Genomic DNA, 18,277 nt, shown 5'->3' with positions numbered 1-18,277 from the left:
GGTGCCCCAGGCGATGGTTCGATCGTGATCCACTCGGCCATGGCAGAGGCTACGGGGCAGCGATCAGTGTGACGGCGGCAACCGGCACAGGCTCCTATGCCACAGGGGGAATTGTCACCGGCGCAGAAGCTCCGTAGGGTGGCGCAACTCGTACTGGTTCCCTCCGGCGTGCGATTCCACATCCAGCAGGAAAGCGATATCCCGGCGTCGACCCAGCTCTACAACCAGATCTGCTTTGCGATCGCCGCCCGGCACTACCCCCCGGGCCATCGCCTGCCGAGTACGCGGCAGCTGGCCATGCAGACCGGCCTGCACCGCAACACCATCAGCAAGGTCTACCGCCAGCTGGAGAACGATGGGGTGGTGGAGGCGATGGCCGGCTCGGGCATCTACGTGCGCGACCAGCAGAAGCCCCGTGAGCTCAAGGTGCCGCCAGGCCTGCGCAACCGCCTGCGCCCCGACATCGACCGGGAGGTGCGCCAGTGCGTCGACGGGCTGCTCAACGCCGGCTGCACCCTGCAACAGGCCCGCGAGCTGCTCACCCGCGAGATCGACTGGCGCCTGCGCTGCGGCGCCAGGGTGCTGGTGTCGACACCCCGCGAAGACATCGGCGCCTCGATGCTGATCGCCGAGGAGCTGGAGCCCGTCCTGGAGGTGCCCGTGGAGGTGGTGCCGATGGAGGAGCTCGAGGGCGTGCTCGAGAGCTCCAGCAACGGCACGGTGGTCACCAGCCGCTACTTCCTCCAGCCCGTGGAGGAGCTGGCCCAGCGCTTCGGCGTGCGGGCCGTGGCGGTCGATCTCAACGACTTCCACCACGAGCTCAACCTGCTCAAAGAGCTGAGGGCCGGCAGCTGCGTGGGCCTGGTGAGCATCAGCCCGGGCATCCTGCGGGCCGCCGAGGTGATCCTGCACAGCATGCGCGGCAATGAGTTGCTGGTGATGACCGCCAACCCCGACGTGGGCAGCCGCCTGCTGGCTCTGCTACGGGCCGCCAGTCACGTGCTCTGCGACCGCCCGAGCCTGCCCCTGGTGGAGCAGACCCTGCGTCAGAACCGTTCCCAGCTGATGCGCCTGCCCCAGGTGCACTGCGCCCAGAGCTACCTGGGGGCCGCCACCATTGACCTGCTGCGCAAGGAGATCGGCCTGATCGGGCCTCGAGACAGCCAGGCCGAGGGCGAAGCCGCTCAGGCCGGATGATCAGGCGAATCCTTAAACCTATTCTCGCGGATCTGCGCATCATCCGGGAGCGAGACCCGGCGGCTCGCGGCACCCTCGAGATCCTGCTCTGCTACCCGGGCTTCCAGGCCCTGGTGCTGCACCGCCTCAGCCACCGCCTCTGGACCCTGAACGTGCCGCTGCTGCCCCGGCTGTGCTCGCAGGTTGGTCGCCTGTTCACCGGCATTGAGATCCATCCGGGCGCCACAATCGGCCACGGCGTGTTCATCGACCACGGCATGGGGGTGGTGATCGGTGAAACCGCCGAGATCGGCGATCGCTGCCTGCTCTTTCAGGGGGTCACCCTGGGCGGCACCGGCAAGGAACACGGCAAGCGCCACCCAACTCTGGCGGAGAACGTGGTGGTGGGCGCTGGCGCCAAGGTGCTCGGCGCGATCACGGTGGGCACCAACACCCGCATCGGCGCTGGCTCGGTGGTGCTGCGCGATGTGGGCCCCGACAGCACGGTCGTGGGGGTTCCCGGTCGCGTCATTCACCAGTCGGGTGTGCGCATCGATCCCCTCGCCCACTCCCAGCTGCCGGATGCCGAAGCCAAGGTGATCCGCAACCTGATGGAGCGCATCGACACCCTCGAGAGCGAACTCAGCCGGCTGCAGACCTGCCTGCGCGAGGTGGCGGCTGGACGGCCCCTGCAGGAAGTCTGCGGCGGCCGCGCCCAGAGCCTGAAGGACCGGGAAATCCTGGAGTTCCTGGGTGACCGTCCCAGCGGGGGCACCTGAACTGGACGATGGGCCTTCCCTGGGTATCGGTGATCAGGGCAGGACATGGGGTGGCCTGCCTGACGCGGAGGCGGCCATCCCCTGAGCGGAGAGAGACGCTGCAAAGGCTTCAGGAAGAAGTTGGGATGGAGCCAGCCTCCTGTTCATCCGAGCAACGAGAAAACCGCAGCCACGAGCCAGCGCCCAGCGCGCCACTAAAAGTGATCGATTCCAAGCTGAAGGGGCATGGCGGCGAAACAACCGTTCAACAGCCACGATGCTGCGGCCTCTCTGGGCCGAAAGCGAGGTTGAATGCAGGCGATAGGCCATCAAGGGTTCCCTGATCAGGCCATAGGCAGGGGGCGGCATCCGCTCGAACAGACGCAGCCAGAGACCATAGTCTTCGTGACGCTCAGGCCGAAAGGGATCCTCCAGCCACGACCGTTGAACCACAACCGTTGAAAGGGGAATCACGTTGCCCCTGAGCAATTGTCGATAGGAGAGCCCTGTCGGTGGGCAGCGGGTCTCAATCAGCTGGTGTGATGAATCCACGAAGCGATGGTACGCCGTAACGGAAATCTCAATGGCATGATCAAGATGCAACGGAAGCTGACGCTCGAGCTTGCAAGGGTGCCAGAGGTCATCGGCATCAAGAAACGCAATCAGGCTGGCGCGTGCACTGGCGATACCAACGTTACGGGCACACCATGGCCCTGGAGCATGGAGTTTGTCGACAATGGAGAGAAGCCTGAATCTTGGATCGGTGCGAACCAGCCATTGCGCACAGGAGCGGGCATAGGCCTGGGAGTTGTCATCGACCAACAGACATTCCCAGCAAGGAAAAGTCTGGGAACGAAGCGAGTGAGCAGCCTGGATCAGATAGTCGCCCTGATCACGAAAGGGAACAACGATGGAGACCAGAGGACTGGAGATCAAATCAAAAACGGATTCAGAACCCGGGCAGGAATGCGGTGGACGTGATCGGATGGTAAAAAATGTATTGAGCCTGTTGGTGTGCAATTCGTTGCAGAAGCCGCGGGGAGCGACAGAGTCGCCGCAAGCGTTCAGCGAGAACGTCGTCACGACAACCCTGCCAATGGAGATGGTGGAAGTGATCCCAGAGCGGCCAGCGCCCAAGCAAAGGCACGGCACAGCCGGCAGCCACCGCTTCCAACTGGGCAATTCCGAAGGATTCATAGTCGGCCGGGATGATCACCACCTTGGAGCGCGACAAGCAAGCCTGAATTGCATCATCGGAAGGTCTAATCACAAGCTGTACGTTCTCAGGGATATTGTCGGTCGTTGGCTCGAAGGGAACGATGGCCAAGCAATGAAGTCGCGTCAAACGAGCAAGAGTGAGGAAGCGCATCCAACCCTTCTGTCGCGTGGGTCGACCCAAAAACAACAGATCAACAGGACGCGGTGAAGTGGCACTGAAACGGCCGAGATCAAGTCGGCCAGCAAGCTTCTCCTTGACGTCCGCAGGCAAACCATGACTGGAAAGCTGGCAGAGCCCCCCATCCAGGAGCTTGCGTTCATGGGACGTCTGTGCATAAACCGTGATCCCCCAGCTCTGGGTTGCCTTCAATGCCAACTGCGCCAACCTGGCGCGCCAGGCATGACTCACCGAAGAGGGATCATGAAAACTGGGCAACCAGCCAATTTTGAGCGAAGGGCGCAACAAACGGGTGCGTACCACCAGGCCATAGGCCCACGGGCTGTCACAGCCGAAAATCAACATCCGGGAAACGCCATGGAGCTTGCGGACGACGGGGATTCCAGGCAAGCCGCCATCCAACTGGTCAGCCAAGGATGAACGGGCGACAACCACACAACAGGAGGAAGGATCCTGCTGCCGGACGACTTCCATCGCCAGACGCCTGATCCCACCGATAGCACGAAAGCCATCGGGGCGATAGACCAACGCCGTGGCTCTGAGCAAGGGTTTCATCCGATCAACTGGGCAGAACTTTGCGATAAATCTGCGTGGTGAGATGGGCCGTATGGGACCAGCTGAAACGACTTGCTTGTTGGATGGAGCGTTGCGCCATCGTTTGACGAAGTGACGGAGAGGCCAACAGGCGCTCCATCGCCATCCTTAGTTCAGCTGAACTGTGCGGATCAACGAACAGCGCCGCATCACCCACCACCTCAGGCAACGACGACGTATGCCCAACGATCACAGGAGTTCCACACTGCATGGCCTCCAGGGGGGGGAGCCCAAAACCTTCATATAAGGATGGATAAACGAAGGCATCAGCCAGCGAATAGAGCACGGCGAGATCAGATTCCGCCACATGATCAGTGATGATGATGGAGCCTTGGGCCGAGCTCTGGCTGATTCGTTCCATCAATGGCGATGTCTTCCACCCCAGAGAACCTGCCAGAACCAGCACGCAGGCCGTGGCAGGCAGCTTGGAGACCATGGCCTCGTAGGCCTCGATCAACGTGATCAGATTCTTGCGTGGCTCAAGGGTGCAGAGGCTGAGAAGAATAGAGGAATGCTCGGGGATGCCATACCGGCTCCGAGCTGCCAGCAGAACACCCGGATCCCTGACAGCGGCAAGGCTTGGGGACGCCGCCAAAGGTGTCACATGAACGTTGGACTCAGGGACCACGTGCTGATGGCTTAAGAAGTCTTGCCGTGTTGCCTGGGAGACACAAACGACATGATCGGTGGCCCTGAGTCGCTTCATCATCGCGGCAAAATGCCTGATCGCCTCTTGCGCAAAGAAGCGAGGCTGTGTCAATGGCAGCATGTCATGGACCGTGATGAACACGGGCATCCCGGCCTGGTCACGAATCTCATCCGGGAGGCCATAGAAGGGGGTGTGATACACCACGTTCTCAGCAGTGATCGACTGAAGGAGTTCGGCAAATCTCCGGCGGCGCCAGCCTTTAATCTGGGGCAGACGAGAAAACAGCCGATAACCATGCTTCAAGGCTGGCTTGATCCACCCTGGCGATGACAACATTCCACGGCTCGCAGTCGCCCCACTGGCACTGACAGGCTGCCCGGGGATCAAGCCAAGGGCTTGCAGTTCCATGTCGGCAGCTGCCTTGAACAGAGGCTCAGGGCAATAGGGAGTCAGGGCACAGTCACCCTGACAATGGAGCGCCAGCAGCAGCTCACTTGAATACCGAAAGATGCCACCACGATTGAGCGGTCGCCCATGTGCCTGGCCCAAGATTTCTGTATCAAAGATCAGATTCATGGCTCGGGAGTGACGAGGCCGCTATTGCGCCACAGTCAGCACGATAGGACGAAGAGTGAAACAATAAAATGGCCCGCTAGTAACTGGAAGCTTTTCCACGCAGAACAGCGCCTCTGGCACGGATCCCTTGGCAAACCAATGAAGGCTTCTCAGTGCAGGCAACTTTCATCGAAGCGAAGATGACATGAGGCTGAAGATTCCGATGAAACAGAACGACTAGGTCGATGGAGCGGGGCCGCCCCCTGACTACTTTACGATCAGCTGGTAAAATCAAAGAATCAGATTTGAACTGCCTTGCTCATTGATCTGCGGTTGCTGCAACAGCAAAGTGTGTCTGCCGATCCCGAGGACCTGCGGCGCACCCTGGCTGACAGCCCAGACGAATGCAAGGACGCCTCCATTCCGCTGCTGCTGAATGCAGATCCCGACTGGGCTCGCTCGGCTACGGCAGCGATGCTCCTGGAATGGCTGGCTCCGCACCCGACACGGCACCTCTGCCTCATGCCCAGCCTGGGCGATCGGGCCTTGAGCGCCCTCTGCAGCTGGTATGGGGTCACCAGGGTGTGCAGACCATCCCTGCTGGAGGCGACCTGGCATTGCAGCGATCATCCCCCACAGAGCGCACCGCAGACACCGGAGCCAGCGACCCGGCAAAGCTCAACTGAGGCCTTGAGCACTGATCACCATGACCTGGAGCGGCTGGCCTGGCTGAGCCCGATGCCACCACAACGGAGCGGAATCACAAGCTACAGCCTCGAACTCCTGCCGCATCTGGCCAAGTATTTCCAGATCGATCTGATCACCCAAGAACCACTACCCGGTCCGATTCCTGCGGGCGCAAGCCAAGTATGCAGCGTGCAGGCATTCCACGACAACCCAGGGTATTATCAACACATTCTCTATCATCTAGGCAATTCACCAGAAAACCTCAGCAGTGTTCAACTGCTCGAGAGCACGCCCGGAGCCGTGGTGCTCCACGACTTCTATCTCTCGCATATGCTTTGCGCCCCCCAGGCTGATCAGATACTGGGGGGGAGCTGCATGCAGCGGCTCTATCACTCCCATGGTTATCAGGCCTGCTTGTCCTACCAAACCTCTTACATCCGCGAAGATGAAACGTTTCTGTGGGACTATCCATGCAATCTTTTGCCCCTTCAAGCGGCTTCTGGGGTCATTGTCCACAGCGAGGAATCACGCCAACTTGCCTCGAGGTTCTTCACACCCCTCAGCGCTGGAGAGTGGTCTGTCATCCCTCACTTGAAGCTGCTCTCTGATCGTGTTGGGCGCCAGCAAAGCCGCACGCATCTTGGCTTCAGCCCGGATAGCTTCGTGGTGTGCAGCTTTGGCTTTCTTGGAACATCAAAGCTGAGCCCTATGTTGCTGGAGGCTTTCCTCGCCTCGGATCTTGCCAGAGATCCGCGCTGCGCTTTGGTCTTTGCTGGATCCGCTGGTGGCCATCGCCGTCTTCTTGATCAATTGTCGAAAGAGATTGATCAGGCACGGCGCACTGGGCGCCTGCAGGCTGAGGTGAGGATCACTGGATGGCTTGAATCTGACAGCTATCAAGCCTATCTCGATGCAGCCGATGTGGCCGTTCAACTGAGAACACTTTCCAGGGGGGAAACATCAGGGACGGTGCTGGACTGCCTGGGAAGCGGCATTCCATTGATCGTGAATGCCCATGGAAGTATGCGCGAGATCCCTGCTGAATGCGTTCTGGCGCTGCCGGATCAATGCAGCCTTGACAATATCCAGCAAGCGCTGAATACTTTATATTTTGATTCTGCCAAGCGCAACCAGCTGGCAGCGCGGGGGCTTGAGCAAATTGCACGGCATCATCGACCAGAAAGCTGTGCCGCTCTCTATGCCATCGCCATCCGAAAAAGCACAGAACGGAGACAGCGGCGGTCTGCCATCGCCCAGCTCTTCATGCCCAGATCGGGCGAGCAAGAGCTCGTGGAAGCGGCCAATACCCTCGCTCAACTGCTACCGCCTGAGCCCAGCACCCCCCAATTTTTCCTGGACGTCTCCGCACTGGCTCAGGACGATCTGGGAAGTGGGGTCCAACGGGTGGTTCGATGCATCTGTGAGCAGCTTCTTGCGCGCCCACCTGAGGGCTTTCGGGTGGAGCCTGTGGTGGCTAAGCCTGATGGCCTGGGATATCTGTATGCCAGAGGCTTCAGCACACGGCTGTTGGAACTCCGGGACATCGAGCTGGACGACAGCCCAATCCTCTTCAGGCGTGGAGATTACTTTCTCGCAATTGATTTAAGCCACGGCATCGTTAAGGATCAGTCTGCTTTCTACACCTTCATGAGATCTCAGGGTGTGGCCATTTATTTTGTTGTTCACGATCTGCTGCCATGCAGCTTGCCCGATTGCTTCCCTGAAGGCACTCAAGAGCTTCACGAAGACTGGCTGAGGGTGGTCGCTGCCTGCGATGGAGCACTCTGTGTTTCGCGCAGCGTAGCCTCCGATCTCAACCATTGGCTGATGCAGCGGGGAGGCCTGCATCGAACACAGCCATTCCCCGTGGGCTGGTTTCACCACGGCTGTGACTTCAGCCGGAAACAGACGCTCTCCAAGCCCAAGAGGCGCCGCACCGATCGGGGCAAGCCTTCATTCGGCGCTGGGCCCACAGTGCTGATGGTGGGTACCATCGAGCCCAGGAAAGCTTATCTTGACGCTGTAGAAGCGGCCACTCTGCTCTGGGCTCAGGGGGAGGCGTTCAATCTGGTGATCGTTGGCCGTGAGGGCTGGAAGGACTTACCCCAGGCCCAACGACGCACCATTCCAAAGACGATTGCCAGGATCCATGAGCATCCAGAGCTGAATCGATCTCTGTACTGGTTTGACAATGCCTCCGATGCCGAGTTGAGCCAGCTGTATCAGTCTGCGGACGGACTTATGAGCACGTCTTTGGGAGAGGGATTTGGAATTCCGCTGATCGAAGCCGCCAGTTATGGCCTGCCCCTGCTGCTTCGTGATCTCCCCGTGTTCCGCGAGGTCACAGAAGGCCACGCCCGCTATTTTTCTGCCAATGCTGATGCTGAAACCCTGGCCGCTGAGATCAAAGCCTTTCTCGCCATCCTGCGTGATCCTCTTGCCAGCACCGCAGCACGGCTGCAACTTCACCCCCAGTCGTGGCAGGAGAGTGCCGATCAGTTGATCAGTGCCCTCGGGCTGGAGCCCGGGCTGGAGCGGATCCCCCGGATCGAGAGTCCTGCAGACGACTCCGGCCTGACAACCGTCCCTGTCAAGGTGTCCAGACCTCGGTTGCACCGCCGCCTGGCGCACCGCTGCAAGCGGATGGCCCGCAGGATTCTCAGGCGCCTGAGGCGTCGTTCAGCCTTGGTGCCGAGCCTGGCCATGAGCACAGGCAAACCGCTGGTTCTCAGCCCAGGAGCGCAAGGCTGGTATCAGGAACTGCGACGAAACCTTTCGAGAAACTGACCGAATTGGCGATAGGTCGCCGTGAGCTTCCAGGACCGGCTGTTGAGCAGGTCGTCGATGGCCTGGTGACTCTGCTCAAGCTGATCCTGGACACCTCGGAGCTCTTCGCGCACCACACTCAGGTCCCAGTTGAGGCGTTCGCGCTGATCTGCAAAACGATGCCGCTCCGTTTCGAGCTGCAGATTGTGTTCAGCCTCCATCTCAGCTTTCATTTCGACGCTACGTTCCCGCTGGCGAATCGCCAGACGCCACATCAGATCAGCTTCCTGAACAGCCCAATAGGTGAAGGAGGCCCGCAATCTGGGGCTATTGCGCATGACTTGCTCAACAAGAATCCCGACCTGCCTGATGTCGTAGAGATCGAGCGTGTTCCCTCGCGTGCTCTTCTCATCGTGGACAGCCGTTACATCCGCTGAGTAATAGGGTGTCTTCTCCAGGCTGGCCCAGAAATCAAGACACAAAGCAATATCCTCGCCGCAGACCTGGAAAGTTTCCCGAAATCTGACCATCAAAAAATCACTGCGACGCATCACCATCAGCGCTCCGGTAACAGCCGGCATCGGCCCAGACTCCTGAACCTCCAGAGCCTCTGGATCGATCAAAGCACCAAGTTGTTCTGGCCGGAAACGGTTGTAGGGAAGATGATCATTGGAGAACAAGAGTCCAGCATGGGTCAGCAGGCCCGTTGAGCTGCGCAGCCGACCGCCCACCATCCCCACCTCGGGGCGACTGAGCAGCACCTGCACCGCCCGATCAATGCTGCCCGGATCCAGCACGAGATCGTCGTTGATGAACACCAGGAATTCACCGGTTGCCTGCTCTGCCAGCGCATTCATATTGCTGGCAAAGTGATAAGGACTTCGGCAGGCGATCCTGAAGCCAGGAGAGCCGTGATCCACGAGAAGATCTTCATCACTGCTGCTGCCATTCCAGGAACAGAGCACCTCATCACCCGCCTGGGGAAAAGCCCTTGCGCAGGAGAGACTGGAGAGCAGGCGGTTGAGAAGAGCTGGATTTTTCGAAACCACCAGATAGGAGATGGTGGGACCGAGTGGATCAGGCGCCATAGTGAGGCAAATCAAGAAAAGAATTCATCCTGCTCCAGCCCATCGGACGGACTGGCCCCCTGGCCCTCGGCCAGACCCGCCGCCAGCTTGAGCTTCAACCAGGGATGACGCTGCTGCAAGCGACGGCTGACCACACGAAGATGGCGATGGGTCTGGGTCGCCAGCATGGATTGGCCGTGTTCGTGATAAGTGGCAAGGCGCTGCGGGCAGAGAATACCCTGATAGCCAGCTTCAATGAGTTTGCACCAAAAATCAAAATCCTCCCAGCCTTAAGGGATGTGAGTGTAGCCACCCACCTCTCTCCAGGCAGAGCGGCGTACCAGGGCCATGGCATCGATGTAGTTCTTGAAACGGAACCGCGAGGACTGCCAACTACGCCCACCGATCAGCGCAAGCTCATCGGCATGACTGGCTGGGGAGGTGGAAACCACCTCGACCAGCGGATGAACCACGGCAATGTCGTCTGGTGCGTGGCTCGCCACCGCCAGGCAGGAGCGCACGGCCTCCGGCTCCAGGGTGTTATCGGCATCAAGAACGAAACACCAGGGGGCCCGGGCGCTGCCGAAAGCCGTGTTGCGGGCTGCGGCAAGGCCGCCATTGGTGGTGTGCTGCAGCAGCAGAGCACGAGCGAAATGCTGTCCATGCAGGGCGAACCAGCGTTCGGCCTGCTCAAGTCCGCCATCGGTTGAGCCATCATCAACCACGATCAGCTCAAGCGGCTGGTGGCACTGCAGCCGGACACTCTCCAGCGCTGTGCTGATCCGATCCGCGTAGTTGTAAAGGCTGATGCAGACTGCGGCGGTCACAGCCTTGCCGCTGTCAAAAGCCCAGCGAATCTGATGCCCTGGCTCCGGTGTCGGCAACTCAGGCTCGGGTGGCCCCCCTGCGAGACGCCAACGCAGTTCCTCCAGACACTCCTCAGGATGGATCGGAGCCAGGAAGAACTGGGGTGGGAGCCAGTTCTGGATGCTCTGGTCTGGGCGCCCGAGAGCGTGCCAGCCCTGCGCCAGGCGTTCTGCCTCGTTGGGGTTGAGCCGCACCAGCTGGATCCCTTCGAGGCAACAGGCATTGAGCCAGCTGGCCAACAGGCGAGCCTGCTCGCTGTTGGCGATGACCACGTCGTCGAAGCCAGGCCAGCCCCAGATCGGGGGAGCCAGCTGACGGTTCCATGGCGTCCCCGCCGTGCCAAGGGACAGAACCGCTGGCATCCCGTGCCAGCTTTCAGGCGTGTGGCAGGCACAGAGTGCTGCAGGCGCTGGCACGCCAAGACAGCGGCTGGCCGCATCCCCATCGTTCGGTTGCTCCAACCAGCCATTGGCGGTGGTCTCGGGCTCCAGCAGCCAGGCTTGAACGCCAAGGCGGCGCAGAAGAGCCACCTGCTCGGGATCGGGCGTGTACACGTTGCCCAGATGGGCGAGCTGGATCAGCTGGGGGCTGTTCTGGGGGCCATGGGGCAACTCACGCAACAGCACAGCAAAGCTGTTGGGCATCGCCTCCTCGCCGGCGGTCACCTGAACCAGGGAGAAACCTTCGGGAAGCGGACAGCGTTGCAACCAGGCATGGAGCTGCCAGTCGTGGATGGAGCTGCCGATGTGCACAAGGGTGGAGTTGGCCCTGAGGGGCTGCGGCTCCGGCAGCAGCGCCAGGGTGAGGGCAAACGGCTCGGCCGGGGCAGCAGCAATTTCCGCCAGATCGTGGAGCTCAAGCCCATGCTCCAGCCAGTGCTGAAGGCGCATCACGGCGGCCCGTTGATCACCACCACTGAGCGCCAGGGCAGCTGAGGCCCAGGGATGCAGGCCCTCGAAGCGGGCGGCTCGCCATTGCTCGCGCAACAGGGGGGAGACCTGCAGCCAGGCGGGATCGGCCAGGTTGCAGGGGGGCACAGCCTGCTCGAGACCGACGCTGAGAAAGTGGAGCAGCGCTGCCCCATTCAACTCAAGTCCCTGGCGATGGCAGGCCTGGCGGTAGTGCTCTGGATCGAAGAAGGGATGGGGAGAGAGCTGCTCCTTCCAGCCACACCACCAGTAGTGGCTGAGTGGATCGTGATCAGCCGGCAAGTGGGGCCGCTGCTGACGGTAGTGGTGGCTCTCGAACCAGGGGCCGGCATCCAGGTGAGGCACCCGCCGCGCGCGGCGCTGGATCAGCCGGGATCGCCAGCTGCCGACATGGCTGGGCGAGTGAGGCAGCTGAGCCTGTTCGGGCCGTTGCAGCCAATCGCGAAGAGGCTCAAGGGCTCGGACTTGTGCCTCCTGATCCATGCGTGCCAGGGAACGCAGCGCCTGCCTCAGGCGCCGCAGACGCGGGTGAAGCATTCGTTGTGGGGCGCCGGCATCGCCATCGCCCGATGGGTTGAAAGCCCCATGACCATGACCCTGGCGTGACTGCAGAGCAGGCTCCAATTCGTCTAGCAGATTCGGAGCGACAGTGCTTCCTGGGACCCCACAAAAGTCAAGGAGTTGCTGCCATTGCCGTTGTGCGTGATCTGGCCTGGACCAAACACAGGGGTCGACCAGCAGAATCGCAAGATCCCTGGTCTCCAAAAGTCCACGACGGGAGTAGTTCCAGCAAAGCCGCTGATCGATCCAGGACAAGGAGCGAGGTGGAAGCGAAAGGCTGAACAGAAGCTTGAGGTCGACGTTCAGCTCTGCGCACATCTGACGCCAAAGCGGCAGAAGCAGCGTGGCCCTTGCGTCCTGAAGAATCCAAGGGCCACGCTGCCGACCCAGCTCATCCTTCACCAGCTCCCGCAGGGCCGTGGCTGCCTGGGAAGTGATGGGCCAAGTCAGCCATGCATCCGGCAATGGCCACAGGCTCGCCAAACCGCACCATGGACGCCCCAGCTGGAGCAGCAGCCGTTCCTGCAACTCAGCGATCGCCCCCGTTCGATCGCCGACGACCGAACCACCAGATGCCAGGAGGCCATCGAGCAAGGAGGACGTGGGGGAGCAGGAGCCACCGATGACCAGGATCAAGCTTCTCATTGCTTGGCCGGCTCGCAGCTAATGGCAGTCACGGGTGGGAGGAAGATTCGAAGGCTCCTGGCGAATACTCGAGGGTCCCCAGTGCCAGTCGACCCGTTCGGCACGACTCAGAATCGGGATGGCGTGGGATTTGGTGGTCGTTGACGGGTTGAGCAGCTCAAGCCCCAGGTCGGAGTTCGGCGTGGGTGGGCATGGCACGCGTTGACGTGAATAACCGAAGGTACCGAAATCCTGAGGATAAAGTGCATGAGCCAACTCGATTTCATCAGGGCTCAAGCCTTCGACCGTCTGCCTGGATGGGTTGTTTCGCAACCGTTGGGCCGCCTCAGAGCGGATAGAGGCAGGCAGATCGAGTTGCTCCGCGAGGTGCTGGACGTCGTCGGCAAGTGTTTCACAGCGGAGCAGATGATCCACCACTGGGATGCTGCCGAGGTGAGTGAACCAGGTCATTGGCAAGGAATGAACGAAGCGTGGATCCAGCTGGCTGTGCTGAAGGGCCAACTGCTGAAAATAGGATCGACGCATGTCCAACGTGATCCCCGTGGTGTTGATGGTGGCCTCGTCTTGCTTTGAACGCTGCCGAAAATACTCGTTGGCCGCAGAGATCAAACGCTCGTAGGGATTGCGAATCGCCGCGATGGTTGTGTAAGACTCAAGCCATCGAAACTCCGGCCAGTGCACGAGATCGGCCATCGGAAGATGGGCCAGATCGACATGGCGATGCAGAACGGGACTGTAGGCGAAGTTGAACATGCTGACGCAATGCTCAGGACGCGCATCATGAGAAAACAGCTCACGCAATTCTTTGCCAGCACACTTCGGTACGTGCAGGAAAACCAGCTTGAGGTCGTGACGAATGATCATGGATGATCGGCTTCAGCGTAGATGTTCCGGCACCTGCCAAAAGCCCTGATGAATTTCAAGCTGTCGTTCATTGCCAATCCCGAGCTCGGACGGATCGTCGAGCCAATGGATCGGGCAATGCGTGGCCTGCAGCAACATCGAAACACAGACATCCTCATAGAGCATGGACTGGACAAAGCCCCAACTATGCAGGGCGAAGTCCCCCAGCTGTCGAACGGCAGAAGCGGAGAGGAGATAGCCAACTCCGCCCGACATCCAACGCTCGGATCCGAGTGAGTCGAAGGGCCTGAGGTTGAAGCGGGCTGATTTACCCATGTGCCAAGCGCGATCGAGATCCAGTGGGGAAGGGGTGAAGATGGGATAACCAGCAGCAACCGCCTCGCCCTGGGCGAGGCGGGCCAGGGTGATCATCAGGGCTTCGGGGTCACCGGGATGGGTATCGTCGTCCATCTTGAGCAGGGCGGGTGGCTGATCCAGCAGGGAGGCCACCAGCATCAGCGCCATCACCTTGTGGGGCAGACCCTCGTAGGCATCGTCAACGGGAAGCTGGAGAAGCCGTTGGTGGGGGCAAAATCTGAAGCGCCAGTCGGGCAGGGTCGGGTCCCCCACCACGATCAGGGGGATCCCCTGGCCGGCTCGTTCCCAGTGGTGAAAGTGCTGCAAGGCCTGCCGAGCCTTGCCCAGCCGCTGCCGGCAGCTCACGATCGCCAGCAAGGGCCGTTCAGCGCTGCTCCCGAGGCCCTGGAGCGCGCACAGATCCGGGGCGTTCAACTGGGCCAGCAAGCCACGGCCACAGCCCATGGCCTCAGCATCGAGAGGAACCAAGCTGAGCAGGGCCCGGAGGGAGGCGATCAGGGGCACGGGAATTGACCGCAGCCCTGAGAACCTCAGCAGCCTCAGCCCGATCAGGCGGCGCTGGAAGCGCCTCTCCAGGCGCTGAATTGAGCTCGAGCGAAGCTGCTGACCGCGATGGCCGCTGAGCGCATGGTGCAGACCCAAGGCACAGGCCTGATGAGGCCCGAGGAGCCAGTGCTGCCTGGAACCGGGCATGGTGGATCCTCTGCCTCGGCGGTACGGAAATCGTAGGTTGGCTCTCGACTCCGTTGCTGCGCGTCCGCTCTGCCCCTGCCGAATTTCCTCTGCCTCGGTGCACAGAAGGCTGGCACCAGCACCTTGCAGCACTGGCTGAGCCTGCATCCCCAGGTCTTTCTGCCGCCCGGCAAGGAGGTGCACTACTTCAGCCTGCACTACGACCGAGACCGAAGCTGGTATGAAGACCACTACGCCAGCGCAGGCGCCCAGCAGGCTTGCGGAGACATCACCCCGTACTACCTGTTCCATCCGTTGGCCGCTGAGCGTATCGAGACCTTGCTTCCCCGGGCCCGCCTGATCGTGTTGCTTCGGGACCCAGTGGAGCGTGCGCTGTCGGGTCTGTTCCACTCGATCCGCCTTGGTCTGGAATCTCTTCCACCCGATCAGGCGTTGGCGGCGGAGGAGGAGCGGCTGGCCGGCGCCGAGCAGCAACTGACCAGCGGTGCTGCCACCCATCATTCCCATCAGGTGCACAGCTATCTGGCCCGCAGCCGCTATGAACAGCAGCTGGAGCGCTACGAGGCGCGATTCCCAGCCGAGCAGCTGCTGATCTTGCGCAGCGAAGACCTGTTCACCGAGCCAGAGCGGATCTGCCCCCCGCTGCTGGAGTTCCTGAATCTGGCTCCGGCCAAGATCCCGAAGCGGCTGCCGGTGCATAACGCCGGTCTTGGACTGGCCGGAAGCGTGGATCCAGCCCTGCGGGGTTGGCTGCGTACCGCGCTGGAGCCCACCTACGCAGCCATGGAGCAGCGCTATCAGCTGCGCTGGTCGTGATCGAACGCCCTTTTAGGATCCGACCTCTGAGAACGTGTCGATGACCTCCATCCTGCAGCGGATACGGCAACGGCTTCAGGGTCAGCCCCCGAGTGAGCCCCTCGATCCCGAGGGGGCCAGCGGGGTCGCTCTACGCGGCCATCGCGGCTATGTGGGGGGGCATTGGGAGGAAATCGGTCAATTGCAGTTCAACTTTCTCTGTGACCAGGGCCTCCGTCCTGAGCACATCCTGCTCGACATTGCTTGCGGCTCGCTGCGGCTGGGCGTCAAGGCCATCCCCTATCTGGACAAAGGCCACTATCTGGGCATCGAGAAGGAACGCAGCCTGATTGAGGCGGGCCTCGAGCAGGAACTGGGGCAGGAGCTGCGCCTGGCCAAGGCACCGATCATTCTCGAGGATCGATGGTTTCGGTTCGAGCGATTCGGCGTCGAGGTGGACATGGCCATCGCCCAATCCCTGTTCACCCATCTACCTCCGAAGCAGATCGAGCTGTGCCTGAGCCAGCTACGGCCTGTGCTCAAGGCCTCTGCCACCTTGTACGCCACATTCCATGAGGTTCCTGAAGAGCGGCGCAATCCCGATCGGCCGCACGACCATGGTTTCTTCGCGTACACCCGCGACCAGATGGAAGCATTCGGCGAGCATCAAGGCTATGCGGTCAGCTACATCGGCAACTGGGGCCATCCCCGCGGCCAGGTGATGGTGGCCTACCAGCCATTCCCATGATGGCAGCAGAGCAAACAAGCAAGCCATCGCCTTGGCAGCATCTCGAGGCCTACCGCATCGCCATGTTCGAGGCCCACTGCCGCTATCTGTTGGCGGCCTATCTGCAGCCCTGGGCGGCCTCTCTGAGCCGGCGCCTGGAGGCGGGGCAGACACCACCGGCCCTGCATCCCGAGCGGAGAGCCCTGATCGTCGACGACCGACCTAGCCCTGTACTCAGGGCCTGTGTGCTGAACACGCTGCTGATGGGGCGGTTGCGGCTGGGGGTGACCGTGATCAGCTCCACGGGTTCCCACGCCGCGATGACGGCGTTGTTCGCCGGGCTGGAAGCCTGGGTACGGGTCGAGCAGCGGCAGGCGGGCACCGGCGAGAGATTCGGTTGGGAGGGATACAACCGGCTGTTCAAGTCCGCAGAGTTCTGGTCGACTCTGGAGGCCGCCAAGCTGCTGATCTTCCAGGCCGATGCCCTGCTGATCGAGCCGCCGGAGGAGCAGCTCTTCGAATATGCCTACGTGGGATCACCCTGGAGCCGAGGACAGGTGATTTCCTGGCGCTTTCCGCGGTACTCCAGGACACTGGAGCCAATGGAGCCATTCTGGCAAAGCCGTGTGATGTGCAGCACAGTGCCGGAAGGGCTGGTGAACGGCAACGGCGGGGTGTCGATCCGCGACCGCGGGGTGATGGAGCAGATTTGCCGGTTGGAAGCCACAGAGGCACTGGAACCTGAGGACATCTACTTCAGCCGATGCCTGGCACGGCATGTCAGCCCGAAACAATTGCCTTCGCTGCCCATGCTGGAGCGCTTCTGCTGTGAAACTCAGTATCAGCGCACGTGCGCCGCTCATGCTTCCTGGCGCTATCTCTCAGCAGCTGATCAGGCCGAGATCTACGAGAGGCATGCCAAGCAGGTGATCGCACTGATTGGGGCCTGCTGATCCAATGCCAAAGAGTACCGCAATGCGAGCACATTCTGCAGGCCAAGAAGTACCACAGAGACAAATGAACAGACCCGCTGAAGACATTATAGATTTCGCAATTTTCTTCTACCAACGAGAAGCAAAAGAAATCGACTTCAAAGCCATTAGAGATCTTGATTAGGTAGCAAGCTCCGTCAGCCGGCTTTGTCGCATAAGCTGGTACGTGTGTACCAGGGGTGATTGGCATGGCTATGAATCGGATTCAGTTCCAGGCCAGCCTGTCGCTGCCCAAGTTCATCGAGCTCTACGGCACCGAGGAGAATTGCGAGGCCGCCCTGGAGCAGGCGCGCTGGCCCGACGGCTTCAGATGCCCCCGTTGTGAGGGCAAGGAGTATGGGCTCATCGGTGGCCGTCGCCACAAGCGCTATCAGTGCCGGAGCTGCCGCCATCAGGCCACCCTCACGGCCGGCACCATCATGGAGGCGACCAAGTTACCGCTGACCACCTGGTTCCTGGCTTTCTATCTGGTGGGCCAGGCCAAGACTGGCATTTCTTCCCTCGCCCTGATGCGCCATCTCGGGGTGAACTACCGAACAGCGTGGCTGGTTCACAACAAGATCATGCAGGCGATGAGCGAGCGGGAGGAGGCCTATGTCCTGCGGGGAAAGGTGCAGGTGGATGATGCCTACCTTGGCGGAGAACGCTGTGGTGGCAAGGCAGGACTGGGATCGGAGAACAAGGTGCCGATTGTGGCGGCCGTCTCTCTCGATGATGCGGGCCACCCCCGGCACGTGAAGCTTGCCACCGTGGCCACGTTCTCCTTTGCCGCCATCGCTGACTGGGCTCAAGATGCACTGGCGATTGGATGTGAGGTGATCTCTGACGGACTTGCCTGCTTCCGTGCCGTAGCAGAAGTCGGTTGCTTTCATCAAGCTGTGGTCGTGAAGGGGCGCCATCCCAACGAACTGCCTGAATTCCGCTGGATCAACACGGTACTCAGTAACTTGAAAACCAGCTTCAGCGGAACGTTCCATGCTCTGCGATTCGATAAATACGCAGACCGCTACCTGGGCGCCTTCAATTACCGTTTCAACCGGCGCTTCAACTTGGGAGAGATGACCGAGCGGGTGGTTCATGCCATCTGCAGCTGCACCGCACGGCCGGAGCACCTCCTGAGGAGCGCGGAGTTTGCTACCTAATCAAGAGAGATTTTATCCAGAATCTGAAATCACTCACCTTACGGATCTTAAGACACC

General features: G+C 60.9%; 15 protein-coding genes. 7 read left to right on the top strand and 8 right to left on the bottom strand.

Annotated features, from left to right (window positions below):
* The first annotated feature begins 168 nt into the window (after positions 1 to 168).
* Both WH5701_RS12745 and cysE read left to right on the top strand, forming a co-directional pair.
* Complete coding sequence (locus tag WH5701_RS12745) at positions 169 to 1,197, top strand: GntR family transcriptional regulator (protein ID WP_006172866.1); 1,029 nt, start codon at positions 169 to 171, stop codon at positions 1,195 to 1,197.
* Positions 1,194 to 1,955, top strand: a complete 762-nt coding sequence (cysE, locus tag WH5701_RS12740) for a serine O-acetyltransferase (RefSeq protein WP_006172865.1) — start codon at positions 1,194 to 1,196, stop codon at positions 1,953 to 1,955. Before WH5701_RS12745 ends, cysE begins: the two co-directional genes overlap by 4 nt.
* A gap of 33 nt (positions 1,956 to 1,988) precedes the next feature.
* Here cysE and WH5701_RS16935 read toward each other — a convergent pair whose 3' ends face one another.
* From WH5701_RS16935 to WH5701_RS18465, 3 genes are read right to left on the bottom strand one after another with little or no spacing between them, the layout of a single operon-like run.
* Positions 1,989 to 2,870, bottom strand: coding sequence for a glycosyltransferase family 2 protein (locus tag WH5701_RS16935; RefSeq protein ID WP_006172864.1), 882 nt, complete (start codon positions 2,868 to 2,870; stop codon positions 1,989 to 1,991).
* 13 nt (positions 2,871 to 2,883) lie between these two features.
* Positions 2,884 to 3,885 (bottom strand): glycosyltransferase, encoded by a 1,002-nt coding sequence (locus WH5701_RS16930; RefSeq protein WP_071934300.1) that lies wholly within the window; start codon positions 3,883 to 3,885, stop codon positions 2,884 to 2,886.
* Between the two features lie 4 nt (positions 3,886 to 3,889).
* Positions 3,890 to 5,149 carry a glycosyltransferase family 1 protein gene (locus WH5701_RS18465; protein WP_050751545.1) on the bottom strand — a complete coding sequence of 420 codons (1,260 nt, stop codon included), beginning with the start codon at positions 5,147 to 5,149 and terminating at the stop codon, positions 3,890 to 3,892.
* A gap of 294 nt (positions 5,150 to 5,443) precedes the next feature.
* On the opposite strand from WH5701_RS18465, the gene WH5701_RS12725 reads away from it, so the two are divergent.
* The gene (locus WH5701_RS12725; RefSeq protein WP_006172860.1) at positions 5,444 to 8,602 is read left to right on the top strand and encodes a glycosyltransferase; all 3,159 of its coding nucleotides are present in this window, start codon (positions 5,444 to 5,446) and stop codon (positions 8,600 to 8,602) included.
* Here WH5701_RS12725 and WH5701_RS12720 read toward each other — a convergent pair.
* The 5 genes from WH5701_RS12720 to WH5701_RS12700 form a co-directional block, all read right to left on the bottom strand.
* Complete coding sequence (locus tag WH5701_RS12720; protein ID WP_006172859.1) at positions 8,569 to 9,669, bottom strand: glycosyltransferase; 1,101 nt, start codon at positions 9,667 to 9,669, stop codon at positions 8,569 to 8,571. The two genes, WH5701_RS12725 and WH5701_RS12720, sit on opposite strands and share 34 nt — an antisense overlap.
* Before the next feature lie 11 nt (positions 9,670 to 9,680).
* Positions 9,681 to 9,836: a hypothetical protein gene (locus tag WH5701_RS17750; protein WP_006172857.1), complete on the bottom strand. Its 156-nt coding sequence runs from the start codon at positions 9,834 to 9,836 to the stop codon at positions 9,681 to 9,683.
* Between the two features lie 102 nt (positions 9,837 to 9,938).
* On the bottom strand, positions 9,939 to 11,981 hold the full coding sequence (locus WH5701_RS12715; RefSeq protein WP_198005199.1) for a glycosyltransferase family 2 protein: 2,043 nt from the start codon (positions 11,979 to 11,981) through the stop codon (positions 9,939 to 9,941).
* Positions 11,982 to 12,668: 687 nt separating this feature from the next.
* Positions 12,669 to 13,514 (bottom strand): sulfotransferase family 2 domain-containing protein, encoded by an 846-nt coding sequence (locus WH5701_RS12705; RefSeq protein WP_006172852.1) that lies wholly within the window; start codon positions 13,512 to 13,514, stop codon positions 12,669 to 12,671.
* A 12-nt stretch (positions 13,515 to 13,526) separates the two neighbouring features.
* Positions 13,527 to 14,564, bottom strand: a complete 1,038-nt coding sequence (locus tag WH5701_RS12700; RefSeq protein WP_006172851.1) for a hypothetical protein — start codon at positions 14,562 to 14,564, stop codon at positions 13,527 to 13,529.
* Between the two features lie 69 nt (positions 14,565 to 14,633).
* Between WH5701_RS12700 and WH5701_RS12695 the strand changes: the two genes are divergently transcribed.
* The 4 genes from WH5701_RS12695 to WH5701_RS12680 all read left to right on the top strand — a co-directional run bounded on the left by WH5701_RS12695 (position 14,634) and on the right by WH5701_RS12680 (position 18,220).
* Entirely contained in the window at positions 14,634 to 15,380 is a 747-nt protein-coding gene (locus WH5701_RS12695) for a sulfotransferase (protein WP_083781901.1), read from the top strand.
* Between the two features lie 40 nt (positions 15,381 to 15,420).
* A complete protein-coding gene (locus WH5701_RS15840; RefSeq protein WP_006172848.1) occupies positions 15,421 to 16,107 on the top strand; it encodes a class I SAM-dependent methyltransferase in 687 nt (228 codons plus the stop codon).
* Positions 16,107 to 17,039: a DUF5672 family protein gene (locus tag WH5701_RS12685; RefSeq protein ID WP_156776751.1), complete on the top strand. Its 933-nt coding sequence runs from the start codon at positions 16,107 to 16,109 to the stop codon at positions 17,037 to 17,039. Before WH5701_RS15840 ends, WH5701_RS12685 begins: the two co-directional genes overlap by 1 nt.
* Before the next feature lie 227 nt (positions 17,040 to 17,266).
* Positions 17,267 to 18,220, top strand: a complete 954-nt coding sequence (locus WH5701_RS12680; protein ID WP_037981084.1) for an IS1595-like element ISSysp1 family transposase — start codon at positions 17,267 to 17,269, stop codon at positions 18,218 to 18,220.
* Positions 18,221 to 18,277 lie beyond the last annotated feature (57 nt).

Origin of the sequence: Synechococcus sp. WH 5701, assembly GCF_000153045.1 — a bacterium.
Lineage (GTDB): Bacteria > Cyanobacteriota > Cyanobacteriia > PCC-6307 > Cyanobiaceae > Regnicoccus_A > Regnicoccus_A antarcticus.
The sequence above is the reverse complement of the archived record's forward strand: the minus strand, read 5'-3'. Positions and strand labels throughout refer to the sequence as shown.

Excerpts from the sequence above, each read along its gene's own strand:
- cysE (WP_006172865.1), top strand. The coding sequence starts at position 1,194 with ATGATCAGGCGAATCCTTAAACCTATTCTCGCGGATCTGCGCATCATC.
- WH5701_RS16930 (WP_071934300.1), bottom strand. The coding sequence starts at position 3,885 with ATGAAACCCTTGCTCAGAGCCACGGCGTTGGTCTATCGCCCCGATGGC.
- WH5701_RS18465 (WP_050751545.1), bottom strand. The coding sequence starts at position 5,149 with ATGAATCTGATCTTTGATACAGAAATCTTGGGCCAGGCACATGGGCGA.
- WH5701_RS12720 (WP_006172859.1), bottom strand. The coding sequence starts at position 9,669 with ATGGCGCCTGATCCACTCGGTCCCACCATCTCCTATCTGGTGGTTTCG.
- WH5701_RS17750 (WP_006172857.1), bottom strand. The coding sequence starts at position 9,836 with ATGCTGGCGACCCAGACCCATCGCCATCTTCGTGTGGTCAGCCGTCGC.
- WH5701_RS12715 (WP_198005199.1), bottom strand. The coding sequence starts at position 11,981 with ATGCTTCACCCGCGTCTGCGGCGCCTGAGGCAGGCGCTGCGTTCCCTG.
- WH5701_RS12705 (WP_006172852.1), bottom strand. The coding sequence starts at position 13,514 with ATGATCATTCGTCACGACCTCAAGCTGGTTTTCCTGCACGTACCGAAG.
- WH5701_RS12700 (WP_006172851.1), bottom strand. The coding sequence starts at position 14,564 with ATGCCCGGTTCCAGGCAGCACTGGCTCCTCGGGCCTCATCAGGCCTGT.
- WH5701_RS15840 (WP_006172848.1), top strand. The coding sequence starts at position 15,421 with ATGACCTCCATCCTGCAGCGGATACGGCAACGGCTTCAGGGTCAGCCC.
- WH5701_RS12685 (WP_156776751.1), top strand. The coding sequence starts at position 16,107 with ATGGCAGCAGAGCAAACAAGCAAGCCATCGCCTTGGCAGCATCTCGAG.
- WH5701_RS12680 (WP_037981084.1), top strand. The coding sequence starts at position 17,267 with ATGGCTATGAATCGGATTCAGTTCCAGGCCAGCCTGTCGCTGCCCAAG.